The following is an 18357-nucleotide window of genomic DNA, read 5'->3' as shown; positions in this document are numbered from 1 at the left end:
GCTGGTTGGGGCCGCGGCCGGCAACGCCATGGGCTGCTGCCGGCCGCGGAGTTTTACTTGAGGAGGGCCTGGATCTTGGACTTGGCGTCGGCCAGCAAGGTCGCGCTGTCTCCGCCCGCGACGGCCTTCTGGAGCATCGGAACCAGTACGGTGTCGACGATTTGCTGCCACTTTGCTGTTGCCGGACGGGTTGCCGTCGCGGGAGCGTTGAGTGTTTCGATCAGCGGTTTGAAGCTCTCGTAGCCTGGCTGGTCCTGGTACTTCTGGAAGGCGGAGACTCGTGCTGCCAGGCCAAGGCTTGACTGGATGGCCAGGTCATTGTGGTCGAAGGCGCACTTGACGAACTTCTTCGCGGCGTCCGTGTTCTTGGTTGCCTTGGGTACTGAGAGGTACCAGGGGCCGGGAACACCGGCAACACCGGCGGACCCGCCGATCATCGGCGCTGTTCCGACCTTGCCGTAGACGGGGGAGTCCTTGGGGATCTGCCGGTACGCATGGGCCCAGAACTGGGTCATGGCCGTCTTGCCCTGGTTGAAGAGGTTCTGGGCGGCGGCCCAGTCGACCTGGGCCGCACCGGCCGGGGCGTCCTTGACGAGACTGGTGTAGAAGTCCAGCGCTTGCTTGTGGGCCGCATTGTCGATCACGACGTTGTTGTTGCTGTCCAGCACCATGGGTGATCCGGCCTGCAGTACATGGGCCAGGTACTCGGTTTCAACGCCACCCTTGACGTCCGTGCCATACATGCCGTCCTTGGTGAAGAAGGCGGAGATGTCCTGATACTGCTGCCAGGTCTTGGGCGCGGCGAGGTCGTAACCGTACTTGGCTTTGAAGTCGGCCTTGTTCTTGGCGTCCTCAAAGAGGTCCTTGCGGTAGAGGACTATCTCGGCGTTGGTCCACGCCGGCATGCCAATGAAGTGGCCATCGACGTTGGCTTCCTTGACCAGCGAAGGGAAGATATCCTTCTTTGCCTCGTCGGTGAAAAGTTCATCGATGGGCTGCAGGGCGTCCTTGAAACTGGGCAGCCAGACGGAGTCAAGAGCCGCAACATCGAAGGAGACAGTACCGGAGGAGAACTCGCTGGAGAGACGGTTGAAAAGGCCGTCATAAGGGAGTTCAACGAAGTTGACGTTGATCCCGGTGTCCTTCTTGCACTGGTCGGCAATCGGCTGCAGTTCTGCATGGCCGCCGGCCTCCACCAGGACGTTGATGGAACTGCCGGCAGCGCCCCCGGACGTCGCCGGGCCTCCTGCGCCGCATGCAGTCGCGGCCAGGATCACGGCCGTCGAAAGGCTGCCGAGAGCGGCAAGCCTGGAGATTGTTTTTCGAGAGGACATCGCTGTCGACTCCCTTTCTCGGGAACGGAAATACGGAGACTGGCTTTTGGATGAAAAACCGTTTTGCCAAAACGACTTGGCATTAGATTACGCGGAGAGCGCGGAGGGTGTCAAGGGTCACAAATCATTGGGAGACCGTCGTCGGATGTGCCAAACACTTCTGTCCAAATTTTGGCGTTGACAGCCGGCGCGCCGTGCTCCTAGTGTCATCTCTCGTTAGCCCAAACGGTTTGGCATCTCAGTTGTGGCATTAGTCCACGTGGGACATCAGCCGTTTCCCGGGGAATAAAAATGTGATGCCGCCGAAGCGGATGACAAGGGCAGCCAAGCCTTCGGCAGGCCAACCCGGCAGCGCCCGATTCTGAACAGCAGCAGTCTTATCTCATACAGAGGAGAACCCGTGGTAACTGGCAAGAATCCAGAAAAAGCGAATCCAAGCCGACGCCGGCTGATCGGCGCGGGAGCCGCCGGAACGCTGGCGGCTGCCTTGACCCTCGGAACAATGCAGAATGCCAATGCGGCCGACGGCCAACAAGGCACCCACCTCGATTCGCCCAACACGTACGACGTGACAACGTGGAGGATCAAGGCGCACCCGGACGTCACCGCACAGTCCGACATCGGGGCGGTCATCAACGACATCATCGCCGACATCAAGCAACGGCAGACGTCCCCGGACGCGCGTCCCGGAGCCGCGATCATCATCCCTCCGGGCGACTACGACCTGCACACCCAGGTCGTCGTCGACATCAGCTACCTGACCATCGCCGGCTTCGGGCATGGCTTCTTCTCCCGAAGCATCCTCGACAACTCGAACCCGACCGGATGGCAGAACCTCCAGCCCGGAGCCAGCCACATCCGCGTCCTGACCTCTCCGAGCGCACCCCAGGCATTCCTCGTCCGCCGGACAGGGGATCCCCGTCTTTCAGGAATCGTGTTCCGGGACTTCTGCCTCGACGGAGTCGGTTTCACCCCCGAGAAGAACAGCTACCACAACGGCAAGACCGGAATCGAAATCGCCTCCGACAACGACTCCTTCCACATCACCGGCATGGGATTCGTCTACCTCGAACATGCCCTGATCGTGCACGGCGCGGACGCGCTCCGCGTCAACGACAACATGATCGCCGAATGCGGCAACTGCGTCGAGCTCACCGGGGCCGGGCAGGCCACAATTGTCAGCGGCAACCACATGGGCGCCGGTCCTGACGGGGTCACGCTCCTGGCGGAGAACCACGAGGGCCTCCTCGTCACGGGCAACAACCTCTTCCCCCGGGGCCGCAGCCTCATCGAATTCACCGGCTGCAACCGGTGCTCAGTCTCTTCGAACAGGCTCCAGGGCTTCTACCCGGGCATGCTCCGCCTGCTGAACGGCTGCAAGGAAAACCTCATCACGGCGAACCACATCCGCCGGACCAACGAGGGGTACCCGCCGTTCATCGGCCGCGGCAACGGCCTCGACGACCTCTACGGAGTCGTCCACATCGCGGGAGACAACAACCTCATCTCGGACAACCTCTTCGCCTACAACGTCCCGCCCGCCAACATCGCCCCCGCCGGCACCCAACCGACCCAGATCCTGATCGCCGGAGGGGACGCCAACGTGGTCGCGCTCAACCACGTGGCCAGCGACGTCGCTTCCCAGCACGTCGTTCTCGACGCATCCACCACCCACTCGAAAGTGCTCGACAGCGGGACAGCCTCCCAGATCACCTCCTACAGCCCGGACACGGCAATCCGCCCGACCCCCTGACAGACCAACGGCCAGGAGCGCGTCCCGAGGCGTGGCCTCTGTCCTCGGGGCGCGCGCTCCCACGTATTGATCAGCCCGGCCAGTCGTTGTCGCCAGACCGAAATCTCCTGTTCTGCTCGACCGGGCCCCGGCATCGACAGGCACTCCCGTGTCGGCCGATCCATCCGCCCCTGGGATAAACCAAGGCGTGCTTGGGACGACGAACTACCCCGAATGCCCTTATAGGGATGCCGGAGAAACACCCCAGTATGTCCCGACTTCCCGAAAGGACCATCATGATTCACGGAAACCACGCCGCTCCTGCACCGCGTGGCACGCGCGTCGTTATTACCGGTGCCGGCGGGAACATCGGCCGTGGCCTCACACCACGTCTCCTAGCCGCTGGCTACGAGTTGACCCTCTCCGACCCTAAACCCGGCGACGGACTGGTTACGGAAGCACGTTTCGCCACGGCGGACGTCCGGACGGGGAGAGGGTCTCCAGGCCGCGATGGCCGGAGCGGACATTCTCGTGCACCTGCCGGCCCTGCACGGCATCCACGTCGTCGATCACACTGAAACGGAATTCTGGGAACTCAATGTAAACGGCACATTCCGCACCCTGCAGGCGGCCGTCGCCGCCGGTGTCGGGAAAGTGGTCTGGCTTTCCTCGCAGGCATGGCATGACTCGAACGACGTTTACGGATTCACGAAAGTCATCGGCGAGCAGCTTCTGGATTATCACCGGACGCGCCACGGCATCTCATATGTTGCGGTCTTCCCTGCCTCACTGGTGCAAACGACGGCGGTCTGGTGCTGGATGCCCTTCATCCGGACGCAGTGTCGGCCGATGAACTGCGCGACTGGGAACATGATCCAATCGGCACAGCAGACCGTCGTTTCCCTGGGGCACGGGCCGTAGTCGAGCGGTTCGGACTCGACATTTCAGCCCCCCGTCCGGCCAAGCAAACTCGGCTGGACCGAGACAGGTTACAGGCCGAGCCGTAACTTCGGTGCGTGGATCGATGAGGTCGCCGGATTCAGCGACCTTCAGGTGAAAGCGCGAACCAGCGACTACTGAACATCATCGAGTCGAGGGCGGCAACGATGCGCACCCGTCCCATCCGGCGTCGACCACACCCGCCACGGTATCCCATCGACAGGAACAATAGGCGGGAAAACACGCCGCATCACCGTGATGGGACAGTTTCCAACGACGGGAACCTGCTCGTGTACTGGTTCCCGGACGAACGACTTCGCGGCCGGACCGGTCACCGGTGTTCGTGACGGACCCGGACTGTTATCCCGGTGGCGTCGGCCGAAATCTCCAGTCCCGAGTAGGCGAAGGCGGTGTAGGAGAGTCCGTGGCCGAAAGGGAAGACCACGCGTCCATTTTGCGGTCGTTACCAGCGGCAGCCGACCAATAGACCTTCCCCACAGCGCACGTGGGAGTTCTCTCCTTGGAAGTTCAGGTACGCCGGTGTCCTCCAGTCGGACCGGAACGGTCTGAAGGAGGCGGCCTGACGGGTTCACCGCGCCGAAAAGCACATCAGCGAGGGCGGCGCCCGTCTGGCCGGGCAGGGCGCGCCGTCTCGGCGTCGGCTGCGATCCGGGGGCTTCCTGCCGGAGGGTCTCGACGTCTCCCTATCCGCCTAAGAGGGGTGGTTGCTTGGCGAGTGCAGGGGCCTGCAGCCGCTTCGCCGTTGACCGGAACACGGATACAGCTTGCTGCCCGGCGGGGCTGAGCCGACGGTTCGCCAGGTGGGCGAGGAGGATCCTTCGTGTCGGGGAGCCGGCGAGGGGAACGGCAACGATGTCGGGGCGGAGCGCGCTCAGGGCGAGCTGCGGGGCCAGGGCGATGCCGATGCCCGCGGCGACCATGCCCTGGGTCTCCTGATAGTCGTTGGCTGCGAAGGCGATGCGCGGCTCGAATCCGGCATCGCGGCACACGCGGCGGAGGACGTCGGCTACGGGGTGTTCGTCGCGGACGATCCATTCCTGGTCCCTGAGCGTGTCGATCCGCACGGAGCGGCGCGCCGCGACGGGGTGGTCGCTCGGTACGAGCAGCATGGTGGGGTCGTTCATGAGCGGCACGAGGTTCAGGTCTTCGTCCTCGATGCGCTCCCAGGGGTAGTCCCACAGCAGAGTGAGCTCGATGTCCCTGCGCCGCAGCCGTTCGAGCAGGCCGTCGCGACGGGCGCTGACTACGGTGACGGCGATCTCCGGATGACGCGCGCGGAAGGCCAGCACGACGTCGGGCATGAGGGATGCACCGACGGTGGGGAACGTCCCCATTCGCAGTTGGCCTCGCCGCAACCCGGCGAACTCGCCCATCTCGGCCCGGGCGGCCTCGATTGTCCTGTCGATGTCGTCCGCATACCGCAGGAGCGCCTGACCTGCATCGGTGAGCACGACGCCTCGTGGATGGCGGTCGATCAGGGCGACCCCCACTTCGTGTTCAAGCTTCGCGATCTGCTGGGAGACGGCTGACGTCGTGAAGGAGAGGGCCGTAGCGGCCGACGTCAAGGAGCCGGAACGGCTTACTTCGCGGAGCAGATGGAGCCGGTGCAGGTCAAGGTCGGCCATGCATTGAGTTTAGCAAAAGTAAAGACCCGTCGAGAATCCTGTGATTGTGCTGAACTCTAGGGGAGTGGATCGTAGAAGGAGCAGGCGCCGCGAGGCGCGACCACGACACGTGAAGGAAGAAAACCCATGCAACTCCGCGGTCACTGGTACCGGGGCGGCACGAGCAAGTGCTGGCTCTTCGACGCCGAAGACGTGGCGCCTCACGCCGGGAGCCGCGAGGAGATCCGCAACCTCTTAGCAGATGCCTTCGGCGCAACGGATGCCCGACAGCTCGACGGCGTCGGCGGCGGCACCTCGACGACGTCCAAGGCCGCGGTCATCCGGGCCACACCCGAGGGGCCCGCGGACCTCGACTACCTCTTCGCCCAGGTCGGGATCGGGGACCCGACGGTGGAACTCGGTTCCAATTGCGGCAACTGTGCCACCGCGATCGCCCTGTACGCGGTCCAGTCGGGGGTGGTCCCTCCGAAGGAGGGAACAACCCGGGTCCGCATGCGGAACCTCAACACCGGAGCCGTGCTGAGCGGCACGATCGCGACCCCCGGTGGCCGCGTCCCGGCGTCGGGCCTGGCCAGGGTTCCCGGCAGTAGCGCGCCCGGCGTTCCCGTCAGCCTCTCGTTCCACGCCCCGTGGGGGCGGACCACGGGGTCGGTCCTGCCGACGGGGAGCGCGACCGACCAGATCGCGACCGGAGGGGCTACTCTTACGGCGACCCTGGTCGACGCCGGAGCGCCGGCGGTCCTCATCCCTGCGGACGAGGCAGGCATCGACCTTTCCTCGATGACCGGCAACCTGTCCGAGCACCTGCCCACGCTGGTTGCGGCCCGGGCGTCGGCTGGCCTGATGATGGGGCTGCGGAAGCCTGAAGATCCTCCGCAGAATGCCGTGCCGAAGGTCGGCGTCGTGGCAGCCCCCGGCGACTACATCGCGGCCGACGGAACGAGGATCGCGGCGGGCACCCACGATCTGCGGGTGCGGATGCTCTCGATGCTCGCACCCCACCCCGCGATCGGCCTGACCTCGGCCGTTGCAGTCTCCCTCGCAGCCGCCCTTCCGGGATCGGTAGTGGCCAAAATGCTGGCACCTGAAGACAGCACTCGCCAAGGCCGCCGGCTGTTGCGAATCGGAACACCTGCCGGTGTCATCACCACCGAAGTCGTCACGGACGACAACGGTCACGTCAGCGAGGTCGCCCTCCACAGGGCGGCCCGCCAACTCGCCGTCGCCGACATCGACGTCGCACAACCCGTGCCACAGACGGCCTAGCACCTCCAACCCTGCCCCTGCCATCATGGATGGAACGGGCACTCACCCAGGAAGTTGTTCAATGAAGATCAAATCCATCCTCGGACATTTGTATGTCCAGGTACTCATCGGCGTCGGGCTCGGCATCCTTGTCGGCGCGCTGTGGCCCGACCTTGGTTCCTCCCTCAAGCCGCTCGGTGACGGGTTCGTGAAGCTTGTGAAGTTCATGATCGCACCGATCGTCTTCTGCACCATCGTCAGCGGCATCACCTCGCTGACCGACACCAAGAAGGTTGGCCCGACCCTGCTGCGTTCACTGGGGCTGTTCTACGTGCTTACCGGAGCGGCATTGGCCATCGGCCTGGGCGCGGTCATGCTCTTCCAGCCGGGCGCGGGCATGCACATCAACCCCGCCCACCTCGATACCTCCGTTGCGTCGAAGTACACAAGCCAGCTGCCCACCAGCAACCCCGTGGACTTCGTCATGAGCATCATCCCCACCAGCTTCATCGGCGCCTTCGCCGACGGCGAGGTCCTGCCCGTGCTCGTCATCGCGCTGCTCTGCGGCTTCGCCTTCAGCAAGCTCGGCGCACCCGGGCAGCTGGCCCTGAACGTGGTCAACAGCTTCAACAAGCTGCTGTTCGTCGTGTTCGGCTTCCTCATGAAGGTCGCCCCCATCGGGGCGTTCGGCGCCATGGCGTTCACGGTCGGCAAGTACGGAGCCCATTCGATCGGCAACCTCGGGATGCTGATCCTCGCCTTCTACACCGCGTGCATCGTTTTCGTGGTGGTCGTCCTCGGCATCCTGGCGAAGCTCACCGGGTTCAGTCTCTGGCGGATCCTGCGCTACTTCCGCGACGAGTTCCTGATCGTCCTCGCCACATCCTCAAGCGAACCTGTCCTTCCGCGCCTGCTCTCCAAGCTTGAGCGCCTCGGCTGCGACCGCGGAGTCGTTGGTCTCGTGGTCCCGACCGGCTACTCCTTCAACCTCACCGGCACGGCCGTCTATCTCACGCTCTCCTCGATGTTCATCGCCGAGGCCTGCGACATCCACCTCAGCTGGGACCAGATCCTCCTCATGCTCGGAATGATGCTGCTGACCTCCAAGGGCGCCGCGGGCGTGACAGGCAGCGGCTTCGTCGCCCTCGTCGCCACTCTGACGGTCATGCCCACGCTGCCCGTTGCCGGCGTGGCCCTCATTGTCGGCATCGACCGCTTCATGAGCGAAGCCCGCGCCCTCACCAGCACCGTGGCCAACATCGTCTCCTGCGTCGCCGTCGCCAAGTGGCAACACGCACTCGACACCGAGAAACTCCAGTCCGAACTCAAAACGGGCTTCGTGCCCACCGAGGCGGAAAAGCTCCAGCTGAGCGAACCCGCCCTGGCCCACTGAGAGAGCCCACCACGAATCAGGCTCCTACCCGTGCCCGGGGCCTGACCCGGAGGAATGCCAGACACACCGACACATCTCCGCGCAGCCGCCCCAGGGACCCTTCGAAACCGAATCAGAGACTCAGGGGTCCCCTCCAAAAAGCCGCATCGGATACCAGGCCCTGCATATTCCATCGCAACAGGTAACCCGAAAGTCGGGCGCAGGAGCCGGGTCCGATGCCAACGGGGCGGGGAGCAGGCACACTGTTCCCCGCCCCGTCCCCGCGCGGACCGGATCAAACAAGACCAAAGACAGTCCAGGAAACACCATGACACCCCTCTTGCAAAAGACCACTCCGGACGAACTCACGCAGGCACCGAGCGGCGCTCCGACGCCGCAAATGGAGCGCATACCGGACTGGAACAAACTCGCCCGCGCAGACGAAGTCTCAATCCGCCGCGCCGATGGATCAATTTCGTCGGGACGAATCGACATGCTCTCCAGGGACCGAAGGGTCTTCTGGATCATCCAGAATGACGGCAAAGGGCGCACCATGATCGATAAGAACGAAGACACCACCGTCTTCCGTCGCACATCCGACAGCAGCAACGAAAGGCACCCAAGGTCTTAGGGGCATAGAGATTCATGAGTTCAGCCTGGCACGATGCGACAGCAGTATCTCGTGCGGCTAGCCCAAGCTGCCCCGTGCGGCAGTGCCTCGCTCCTCGAGCCCGTAAGCCGCTCGAAGCCCGTCATGGGCATCATCCAGCAGTGCGATGGCCGGTTCTGGTTCAAGATTCATCAGGCTGCCGATCCCTGCGGTGGTCTCGTCGATGATCTCTGCGTGCCACAACTCGGTGCGCCACTGCGGCGGTAGCGACTGCCGGACAGCGGCAAGGCGTTCAAACCCGTCGCGCCAGGGACTCTCTATTTCATGCGAGTCCCCTGGCAGGCAAGCTGGGCCGCTGTCGTCCGCCCGTCGCGTTGATTGGGTGGGTCTGAAATCATCCGGCGGTTGGGTAGCCATGGTCAGGCGAGGGTGGTGAGCCTGAGGGAAGCGACCTTTGCGGTTCCTCCGGTGGTGTACAGCGACACACCGGTGCTGGAGGGTTCCGGGAAGATCAGTTCGGTGAGGGTGACTTCTCCGTCTTGGGCGGAGATCTCCACAGAGCAGTGATCAACGAAAATACGCAGGCTATACGCCCCATCCACGGCACGCAGGGGCGCGGTGTCGATCGATGCAAAGGCGCTGTGGAACGCCGTGTTGCCCGAGACCGTTCGATCCACGAGCAGTCTGCTGTCACCCGGACGGATGCCGATCCTTGTACCTTCGTTGCCGTTGCCGCGGATCACGAGGCCAAATTCATCTGCGGAACCGGGCACAAACGTTACCTCGATGAGTTGCACGGCGCCCCCGCCTGCCACGGAACGGATGCCATTGACGTCCAGCTCTGTGTAGGCAACTGTGCGGGTAAGCGCTGCGGGGTCAATCACGGCCTGCTGGGTGAGGTGCGGTGCCCCTTCAGAGGTGACCAGCGAGACCTCGCGTACAAGCGACATGGGGCTTCGCCACGGGGAGGTTGGAATGTCGTTGCCGTACTGCCAGTTGTTCATCCAGGCCATCATGAGCCGGCGGCCGTCCGGAACGTTGCTGAAGGAAACGGCAGCGTAGTAGTCCCGGCCCCAGTCGAGCCAGTGATACTCGGTCAGGCGCGCCGGATCCTGGTCGCCTTCAGTGACCGTGGTTTCGGACCTGAACGTCACGCCGTCGAATTCGCCAACGAAGTACTGTCCCGCAGATCCTCCGTTTGGCCCGCCGGGATTGAGGTTAACGGTCAGGACCCATCGGATCAGGTCCTCGTTCCCGTCAAGTGGAAGCGGGAACAGGTCAGGACATTCCCAGACTCCGCCGGTGGCGTTGGCGGGCCCGAAACTGCTGAGGTAGTCCCAGCTCTTGAGGTCATCGGAGCGGTACATCACGACGGTGAAATCCAGTGCCTCGACAGCGACCATCACCCAGTAGGATCCGGAAGTGCCGTCGTACCAGAAGACCTTCGGGTCCCGGAACTCGGCCGAGTCCCTGCTCAAGACGGGGTTGCCGTGGTATTTGGACCAGGTGTAGCCGCCGTCGGTGCTCCAGGCCAGCGACTGGGCCCGGATCCCGGCGTGCTGCGACTTCTCCTTGTAGGCACTTGTGTAGATGGCGACCAAGGGTGCAGCAGTTCCGTCACCGAGTCCGCTGGTGTTGTGCTGGTCGTAGACGACGCTGCCGGAGTAGATGTCCTCGTTTTCGTCGCAGGCAATGGCGACGGATTGTTCTGTCCACGTGATGAGGTTCGTGGAGGTGGCGTGCCCCCAGGACATGTTTCCCCAGACATTCCCGAAGGGGTTGTTCTGGTAGTAGAGGTGGTAACTACCCTCGTAGTAGATGAGGCCGTTGGGGTCATTGAGCCAGGTGTTCTTGGTGGCGTAATGCACTGTCGGCCGGGACGCTTCACGTGTGGGCGCGGTTACCGCGGTCATGAATCAATGTCTCGTTTCATTTCGTCTTCCTGAGGAAGGGTGAGGCGGCCATCCAGCCGGCGAACGGCGCGGGGCGCTGTTCGGCGGCTGGACGGATGCTGGGGTTAGCAGTTGCTCTTCTATCGCTCGTACGTCCGCTTCGCGGCGGGATCCCGCGGCCATGAGCTGGATGTCTTAGGTAATAGAGCGACTTGGAGATGAGTCCAAAGGCGGGAGAGGGCGGACTGAGTTAGGGGAAGAGGTTCCGAGCTCCTCCAAGGATCTCAGCCATAGTCCAGGCATCGAAGGAGAGCAGCCTCACGGTGCCTTCGGCGGCGATGCTCACATGCTCACCGGCCAGGGTCGGGTAAACGCGGGCGGTGAGCGGCTTGCCGTTGGCGAAAATTTCGACGGCGGACCGGTCCACCAGAACGCGCAGGTGCACCCGCCCGTCGGGCATCGGGAGCGGTCCGGACTTGTCGTCGACATCAACGGTTGGATCGAGGCTGCTCTGAGTACGGTCGAGGCGGAGTGTGCCTTGGCTGCCGCCTTCAGTGGTCCGGCACAGCTCGATCACTGTTTCCTCCCTGGAACTGCCGGAGACACCATTGTCAGCCGATCCCAGCAAGCCCAGCCGCAGCACAGCACCAGGCTCGAGCTGCACATCCAGTTCGAGGTCCAGTTGGTTGCCGGACACCCCGGTAGGCACAGGTGCCCCGGGCACCAATTCCTGTTCCGACAGGCCGACGTGGTCCCGGCGCAGCTTCTCGATTTCGGGCACGGGTGCGAAACGGAGGGTCCCGTCATCGGCCAGGGTGGTGACGCGCGGCAAACTCATGACGCCCGACCATCCGGCCTCCACCATCGCGGCATTGCTGCGGCCCTCCTGAAGCCAGCCAAACATGATGCGTCGGCCGGACTGATCCTGGAAGGACTGCGGCGCGTAGAAGAACCGTCCTCCGTAGTCGAGCCGATGCAGCCCGGCAGGCTCGAAGGAGTTTTCCGAATAGCGACCGGTCCAGTACAGCGGGTGTCTGGTGTCGCCGTCGTCCCATGCGGAAAAGACCAGCACGTCGGGCGCGTCAGCAGAAGTACGAACCGTACCCAACGAGCCCCCGCCTGCCCGGAACAGGTCAACGCATTCCCACATGGTCCCGGTCCAGTCGGTATCGGCAGGATCGCCCTGGGAGGCGTCACCGATGAACAGCGGCCCGACGTATTCCCAGGAGCGCAGGTCGCCGGACTCGTACAGGAACGCCGTACCGCCGCGCCCACGAATGCCCGATCCCACCAACTGCCGCCAGATGGAACCCTCGCGCCACACGCAGTGATCGCGATACGCCGTGATCTCCACGCCGGCCGGCGGGGCTGCGATGACCGGGTTCTGAGGAATTTTGCTCCACCTCAGCAGGTCTGCGGATCCCACGGCAACGCAGGGCAACTCCTTCTCGCCCAGCCGGCCCGAGTACACCAAGGTGGGCGTGCCACCGTCGTTCACCAACACCCCCGACCAGCAGCCGTCGGCGTCCGGACCTGCGGACGGTTCCAGTGCCACTGGCTGGTCCGTCCAGTGGACGAGGTCGGTGCTGGTGGCGTGGCCCCACTGGATGCGGTGGTGGAAGGCGCCCTCGGGGTTGTACTGGTAGAAGAGGTGATAGGTGCCGTTCCATTGGCTCACGCCGTTGGGGTCGTTCAGCCAACCGGCCGGGGACACGAAATGGAAGCGCGGCCGAAGGGGGTCCGCATCGGCGCGGGCAATCAGTTCGTCCTGGGGGACGGTGGCGAGCGGGTGCGTCGATTCTGTCATGCGGAGGCCTTGTTGTCGGTAGGTCCAGTTGCCAAGGCGTGGCCGCCGGCTCCAGCCTGCGGGCGGTAGAGGTGGCAACGCACCCAGTGGAGGTTTTCGGGGTCGCCCACACCGTGGCGAACGGGTTCCTCGGCCGAGCAGGCCTGGTTTGGGTCGCCGTCGAAAGCGCAGGTGGTCGAAGCCATCACAGCCTGCCGCAGCTCGGCCCGGCGGACGGGATCGTAGGAGCCCGCCCTGGCCGGATCCGGGACGGCTGAGACCAGCAGTTGCGTATACGGGTGGGCCGGGTTGGCCAGGAGGTCCAAGGACTCGCCCTCTTCAACGAGCTCACCGGCGAACATGACGGCTGTCCGGTCCGCGAGGTATCGGGCCGAAGCGAGGTCGTGTGTGATGTAGAGCATGGAGATTCCCTGCTCATCGCGGAGTTTGCGCATCAGGTTCAGCACGCCGATCCGGACCGAAACATCCAGCATGGAGGTGGGTTCGTCAGCGAGAATGACCTGTGGTTCCACGGCGAGGGCCCGGGCGATCGCGACTCGCTGGCGCTGCCCGCCGGAGAGCTCGTGCGGGTAGGAGTTCAGCATGTCGGCCTGCAGGCCTACGGTGGTCATAAGCTCCTCGAGTCGCTGCTGTGTCTCTGTCTCGGAGCTGCCGCCCTTCCGGTGGATCGCTAGCGACCTCCGCAGGAAATGCTCCACTCTATGGGCAGGATTCAGCGAGCCGAAGGGATCCTGGAAGACCATCTGCAGTTGGGAGCGGAAGGCGCGCGATGCCTGGAAGCGGTCGCGCTTGAGGACGTCGACGCCGTCGATCAGGATCTCGCCGGAGCTCGGTCGTTCCAGCCGGGCAACGCACCGGGCCAGGGTGCTCTTACCCGACCCGGACTCTCCCACGAGGGCCACGATTTCTCCGCGGCCAATGGTCAGGTCTACACCGTGCAGGGCCCGGACGGACTCCCGGGAGAACAAACCACCTATAGGGAAAGACTTTCCTAGTCCGCGGACCTCGAGGGCCGTAGCTTCTGTGTCGGGGGAGGGGCGTTGGGATGAAAGCACGGCGTGGCTCATCGTGCGGCTCCTTCCATGATGGCGGTGTCATCAGCCGCTGAAGCGTCGGCACTGACCGGTGCCACGAAATGGCCGGGTGCTGCTTGGCTGAGGTCCGGGATGTTCCGGAACTTCACGCCGTCGGGCAGCCCGGTCAGCGGAACCCGCGGACCGGTGAGCGGCGGGAACGCACCCATGAGGGCCTGAGTGTAGGGGTGGCGGGGGTTTGCGTAGACGTCCTGGGCTTTCGCGGTCTCCACGATCCGGCCTCCGTACATCACGGCCATGCGGTGCGAGAGCTCCACCATGAGGGACATGTCGTGGGTGATGAAGAGGACGGAGAATCCCAATTCGCGTTGGAGTTCCTTGATTTGGGCCATGATTTCCTGCTGCACCACGACGTCCAGCGCGGTGGTGGGTTCGTCGAGGATCAAGAGGGACGGCTTGAGCGCGACGGCCATGGCGATCACGGCGCGCTGCCGCATGCCTCCCGAGAGCTGGTGCGGGTAGGACTTGAGGCGTGCTGGGTCGATCCTCACCAATTCGAGCAGCTCGCCGGCGCGCCGGAGCGATTCCTTGCGCGAGTGGCCCGCATGAGTGGTGAAAATATCCACGATCTGCTCGCCGATGGTCAGCACCGGGTTGAGCGAGTTCATGGCCGACTGGAACACCATAGCGACGTCCTGCCAGCGGAAGCGCCGCAGCTCGTCCGGGCTCATGGCCAGGACATCCTTGCCGCCGAAGGAGATGCTGCCGCCGGCGATCTTCGCGGGATCCTTCAGGAGGCGCATGATCGAGTTGGCGATGGTGGACTTCCCACAGCCGGACTCGCCCGCCAGCCCGAACACTTCACCGGTGCCGATGCTGAAGGAAACACGGTCGACGGCGGTGGTGGAGCGGGTGTCGCCGATGTACTTGACGCTGAGGTTCTTGACGTCCAGGACGGGCTCATGGGAGCCGAAGGAAACTTGGGAGACTGTCACTTGGCGGCGCTCCTTTCGGTAATTTTTGGGGTTTTGATCTTCCGTAGCCGCGGATTAGTGACCTCGTCCACGGCATAGTTGATGAGTGCCAGCGCGAACGCGACCAGCGCGATGCAGACACCCGAGGGAACGAAGACCCACCAGCTGCCGGTCAGTAGGGCGCCCTCGTTGCCGGCCCAGAAGAGGTTGTTGCCCCAGGAAACGGTGCTCACGTCGCCCAGGCCAAGGAACTCCAGGCCTGCCTGGGCGCCGATACCGTAAATCACGCAGCCGAGCAGGGTTCCCATGACGATCGATGCCATGTTCGGGAGGATTTCCCGGAACATGATGCGGCCCGCCCGTTCGCCGGACACCACGGCCGCGGCCACAAAGTCCTTTGAGCGGATGGACAACGCCTGGGAGCGCAATACACGTGCCGACCCAGCCCAGCCGGTGACCACGAGCACCAGGATCACGGTTCCCAAACCCGGCGGCAGGAAAGCTGCCAGGATGACAAGGAGCGGGAGTCCGGGCAGGAGCAGGAAGATGTTGGTCACCAGGGACAGTGCTTCGTCAATGAACTTGCCGAAGTACGCCGACGCCAGGCCCACCAAAATGCCGATGAAGGTGGATGCGAAGCCCACAGTCAACCCGACGAACAGGGAACTGCGGGAGCCATGAACAGTCAGGGCAAGCACGTCCTGACCTTTGGCCGTGGTGCCGAGCCAGTGCTCGGGAGACGGTTCCAGCGAGGCCATCGCGGTGATCCGCGATGGGTCTCCGGGGAACAGCACGGGGGCCAGCAACGCAAGCGCGATGAACACGAGCATCACGATCATGCCCACCAGGGCCTTCTTGTTGGTGATAAGTCCGTGGACGAAACTGCGGTTGGGCTTGCGGGCAGCTGTGGGCTCAGTGGGCTGCTTGAGAATTGCGGTTGTCATGATGGGTCCCTCAGTTGCTGCGCACACGCGGGTCGAGGCGGACGTAGAGGATGTCCACCAGGAAGTTCGCCAGCAGCACGGCGGCCGTGATGGTCAGGAACAGGCCCTGCATAAGCGGGTAGTCGAGGCCTTGGACGGCGTTGAGGAGTTGGTAGCCGACGCCGGGATACGCGAACACCACCTCGGTGAGCATTGCACCACCCACCACGAAGCCCAGGCTCATGCCGAAGCTCGTGACCGACGGGAGCATGGCGTTCCTTGCCGCGTAGCGGAGCATGATGCGGCCCGGCCGGAGACCCTTGGCCTCGGCCATGGTGATGTAGTCCTCGGCGTTCGTGGCGATCATGGTGTTCCGCATGCCCAACATCCAGCCGCCGATGGACACCAGGACGATCGTCAGCGCCGGGAGCACAAGGTGCGCGCCGACGTCGCCGATGAACTCCCACGTGAAGGCGGGCTCCAGTCCATCCGTGAAAGCGTGGCGGATCGGGAACCAGCCCAGCACTACGCCGAACAGGTACAGGGCTCCCATGGCCAGCCAGAAGTACGGGAAGGATCCAATGAAGATCAGGAGCGGCGGCAGGGCGGAGTCGATCGCGCCGCCGCGTCGCCAGGCGGCCAGGATGCCGAGGAGATTGCCGATGATGGCGGCGAACACCAGGGCGGTTCCGCCCAGCAAAAGGGTCCAGCCGATCTGGCTGGCGATGACCTCGGTGACCGGCGTGGGGAAACGCGAGATGGAGACACCCATCTGGCCGGTCAGGATGTTGTGCATGTAGTCGACGTACTGTTCCCAGAGCGGCCGCGTATCCACGCCGAGCATCTTGCGCAGGGCTTCGATCTGTTCGGGCTGCATCTTGCCCTGGGTACGGGCGAACATGCGTGAGACGGGGTCTCCCGGCATGAAACGCGGGAGCAGGAAGTTGAGGGTGATGGAGGCCCAGAAGGCGATCAGGTAAAAACCCAGGCGGCGCAGGATGAAGCGCACGGTTGCTCCGTTCGGGAAAGGCGGGGTCGGGGACGACAGTGGTCCCGGGCGGGAAAGATGAAAAGGTTCTCGGCCGGTGGGAACCGGAATATGGCACCTACAGCCACCGGCCGAGAACTGGCGGCTACTTGCGCGGTTCCAGAGTGGTCAGGACCAGGACCGTGGTGGGGGAGCGGTCAGAGAGCGTTGCGTAGGGGTTGTCCTGAGTGGGCCATCCCGTGAAGTGAACGTCCGTGTAGTCGCCCCATTCGGGGCCGGAGAACAGCGGAACCGTCGGGGCCACCGCGTTGTATTCTGCCTGAAGCTGGTTCGCGATCTGCTTCTGTGCGGCTTCGTCGCCAGCAGCAGCGAACTGCTGCAGGAGATCATCGGCCTTTGGATCGCCGAAACGGTGGTAGTTCTCGGTGGCCTTGGCGCCCACCGGCTTGACGGTGGATGTGCCCATGGTGGAGCTGAAGTACTTGAACGGGCTGGGGTCGTTCGCGCTCCAGACGATGCCGGTGTCGAACGTTCCCTGCTCGTAGCCGGAGACGACGGAGGCCCAGTCAGGGGAGTCCACCTTGGCGGTCACGCCGATGGCCTGGAGGTTCTGGGAGATCACGTTGGCCACGGAGAGCCAGTCGGAGGAGCTGGCGCCCACGGAGATCTTGAACTCGAAAGGCTTGCCGTCCTTGAGGGTGCGCTTGCCGTCCGCGCCCTTGGGGTAACCGGCGGCGTCGAGCATCTTGTTCGCTTCGTCGACGTTCAGCTTGGTCCAAGTGCAGTTGTTCGCCACATCGGCGTTCTTCCAGCTCGCGTAGTTGCCGGAGAGGCCTGTGCAGTCGGCCGGAGTGGCGTACCCGCTCATGCCGATCTTGGTGACCTGGTCACGGTCAACCGCCATGCTCAGGGCCTTGCGCACCGTCGCGTCATTGAACGGCGCCTTGCTGGTGTTCAACTGCCAGTTGATCATGGCGCCCGTCGGCGGGAACCAGAAGTGGCGGTGGTCCTTGTCCTTTGCGATGAAGGTCTTCTCGATGTTCGGGATGAACTGGGTGGACCAGTCGACATCGCCGTTGACGCTGGCCAGGTTGGCGGCATCGTTTCCGGACATCGCCAGCATCTTGATGCCGGCGATCTTCTGCTTGTCAGGCTGCCAGTAGTTCGGGTTCTTCTTCAGCACGAAGGACTGGGACTGGAAGCTGTCCACCTGGGTGTAGGGGCCGGTTCCCACGGGGTTGGCGTTGGTGTCCTTCGCCGGATCGGCGATGGATGACCAGATGTGCTTGGGGAGGATGGGGAGCTGCCCGATCTCATAGAGCGCGGGGGACCAGGGCTTGTTGAAGGTGAATGTCACCTTGTCGGTGCCCACCGGAGTGACGGAATCCAGGTACTCGAAGCCGCCCTTGAGCTTCTTCTGCAGCTGGAAGGTGTAGGCCACGTCATCGGCGACGAAAGGCTGCCCGTCGGACCACTTCACGCCGTCACGCAGGGTGAAGGTGACGGACTTGCCGTCCTCGGCAGCGTCCCAGGAGGCGCCCAGCCAGGGGACGGTGTTGCCTTTGGCCGGGTTGAAGACCAGCAGGGGTTCGTAGATGGCCTGCTGGACCATGGGGTTCACAGAGGGGGCGAAGGGGTTGAAGTTACGGTCGAAGGTGCTCATGTCCTCACGCGGGATGGTCAGGAAGGCGTTCGCGTTAGCTCCGGCGTCGGTGCCTGCGGACTTGTTGACGGTGGCAGCGCAGCCAGTCAGCAGCATTGCACCCACAGCCAGTCCGGCCGCTGCAATGCGGGCAGACCTCAAGAATCGGGTTTGTGTCATGATGGGTATCTCTTTCCTATCTTCATCAGCAAGGTGAAG

At 63.9% G+C, this 18357-nt stretch carries 15 protein-coding genes; 5 read left to right on the top strand and 10 right to left on the bottom strand.

Going from position 1 to position 18357, the window contains the following annotated elements; all coding sequences use genetic code 11:
• Positions 1-53: 53 nt before the first annotated feature.
• Entirely contained in the window at positions 54-1334 is a 1281-nt protein-coding gene (locus AB4074_RS08175) for an ABC transporter substrate-binding protein (protein WP_441412930.1), read from the bottom strand.
• 400 nt (positions 1335-1734) lie between these two features.
• Between AB4074_RS08175 and AB4074_RS08170 the strand changes: the two genes are divergently transcribed.
• Both AB4074_RS08170 and AB4074_RS08165 read left to right on the top strand, forming a co-directional pair.
• Positions 1735-3087, top strand: coding sequence for a NosD domain-containing protein (locus tag AB4074_RS08170; RefSeq protein ID WP_441412929.1), 1353 nt, complete (start codon positions 1735-1737; stop codon positions 3085-3087).
• A 489-nt stretch (positions 3088-3576) separates the two neighbouring features.
• A complete protein-coding gene (locus AB4074_RS08165; protein ID WP_441412928.1) occupies positions 3577-3987 on the top strand; it encodes an NAD-dependent epimerase/dehydratase family protein in 411 nt (136 codons plus the stop codon).
• 722 nt (positions 3988-4709) lie between these two features.
• Here the strand turns inward: AB4074_RS08165 and AB4074_RS08160 are convergent.
• A complete protein-coding gene (locus tag AB4074_RS08160) occupies positions 4710-5651 on the bottom strand; it encodes a LysR family transcriptional regulator (protein ID WP_441412927.1) in 942 nt (313 codons plus the stop codon).
• A 126-nt stretch (positions 5652-5777) separates the two neighbouring features.
• Here AB4074_RS08160 and AB4074_RS08155 point away from each other — a divergent pair, with 126 nt between their 5' ends.
• The 3 genes from AB4074_RS08155 to AB4074_RS08145 all read left to right on the top strand — a co-directional run bounded on the left by AB4074_RS08155 (position 5778) and on the right by AB4074_RS08145 (position 8899).
• Positions 5778-6917, top strand: a complete 1140-nt coding sequence (locus tag AB4074_RS08155; RefSeq protein ID WP_441412926.1) for a PrpF domain-containing protein — start codon at positions 5778-5780, stop codon at positions 6915-6917.
• Positions 6918-6978: 61 nt separating this feature from the next.
• The gene (gene dctA, locus AB4074_RS08150; RefSeq protein WP_441412925.1) at positions 6979-8289 is read left to right on the top strand and encodes a C4-dicarboxylate transporter DctA; all 1311 of its coding nucleotides are present in this window, start codon (positions 6979-6981) and stop codon (positions 8287-8289) included.
• A 307-nt stretch (positions 8290-8596) separates the two neighbouring features.
• Entirely contained in the window at positions 8597-8899 is a 303-nt protein-coding gene (locus tag AB4074_RS08145) for a hypothetical protein (RefSeq protein WP_441412924.1), read from the top strand.
• Positions 8900-8956: 57 nt separating this feature from the next.
• On the opposite strand, the gene AB4074_RS08140 is transcribed toward AB4074_RS08145, so the two are convergent.
• The 8 genes from AB4074_RS08140 to AB4074_RS08105 all read right to left on the bottom strand — a co-directional run bounded on the left by AB4074_RS08140 (position 8957) and on the right by AB4074_RS08105 (position 18318).
• Positions 8957-9121, bottom strand: a complete 165-nt coding sequence (locus AB4074_RS08140) for a hypothetical protein (RefSeq protein ID WP_441412923.1) — start codon at positions 9119-9121, stop codon at positions 8957-8959.
• A 176-nt stretch (positions 9122-9297) separates the two neighbouring features.
• Positions 9298-10791 (bottom strand): glycoside hydrolase family 32 protein, encoded by a 1494-nt coding sequence (locus AB4074_RS08135; RefSeq protein ID WP_441412922.1) that lies wholly within the window; start codon positions 10789-10791, stop codon positions 9298-9300.
• A 229-nt stretch (positions 10792-11020) separates the two neighbouring features.
• On the bottom strand, positions 11021-12577 hold the full coding sequence (locus tag AB4074_RS08130; protein WP_441412921.1) for a glycoside hydrolase family 32 protein: 1557 nt from the start codon (positions 12575-12577) through the stop codon (positions 11021-11023).
• Complete coding sequence (locus tag AB4074_RS08125) at positions 12574-13644, bottom strand: ATP-binding cassette domain-containing protein (protein ID WP_441412920.1); 1071 nt, start codon at positions 13642-13644, stop codon at positions 12574-12576. Before AB4074_RS08125 ends, AB4074_RS08130 begins: the two co-directional genes overlap by 4 nt.
• Complete coding sequence (locus AB4074_RS08120; RefSeq protein WP_441412919.1) at positions 13641-14606, bottom strand: ABC transporter ATP-binding protein; 966 nt, start codon at positions 14604-14606, stop codon at positions 13641-13643. Before AB4074_RS08120 ends, AB4074_RS08125 begins: the two co-directional genes overlap by 4 nt.
• Positions 14603-15529 (bottom strand): ABC transporter permease, encoded by a 927-nt coding sequence (locus tag AB4074_RS08115; protein WP_441412918.1) that lies wholly within the window; start codon positions 15527-15529, stop codon positions 14603-14605. Before AB4074_RS08115 ends, AB4074_RS08120 begins: the two co-directional genes overlap by 4 nt.
• A 10-nt stretch (positions 15530-15539) precedes the next feature.
• A complete protein-coding gene (locus tag AB4074_RS08110; RefSeq protein ID WP_241708015.1) occupies positions 15540-16517 on the bottom strand; it encodes an ABC transporter permease in 978 nt (325 codons plus the stop codon).
• Positions 16518-16641: 124 nt separating this feature from the next.
• Positions 16642-18318, bottom strand: coding sequence for an ABC transporter substrate-binding protein (locus AB4074_RS08105; RefSeq protein ID WP_441412917.1), 1677 nt, complete (start codon positions 18316-18318; stop codon positions 16642-16644).
• Between the last annotated feature and the right edge of the window lie 39 nt (positions 18319-18357).

The organism is Arthrobacter sp. 2MCAF14 (assembly GCF_052115645.1).
Lineage (GTDB): Bacteria > Actinomycetota > Actinomycetes > Actinomycetales > Micrococcaceae > Arthrobacter.
This window is presented reverse-complemented; position numbering and strand designations above follow the sequence as displayed.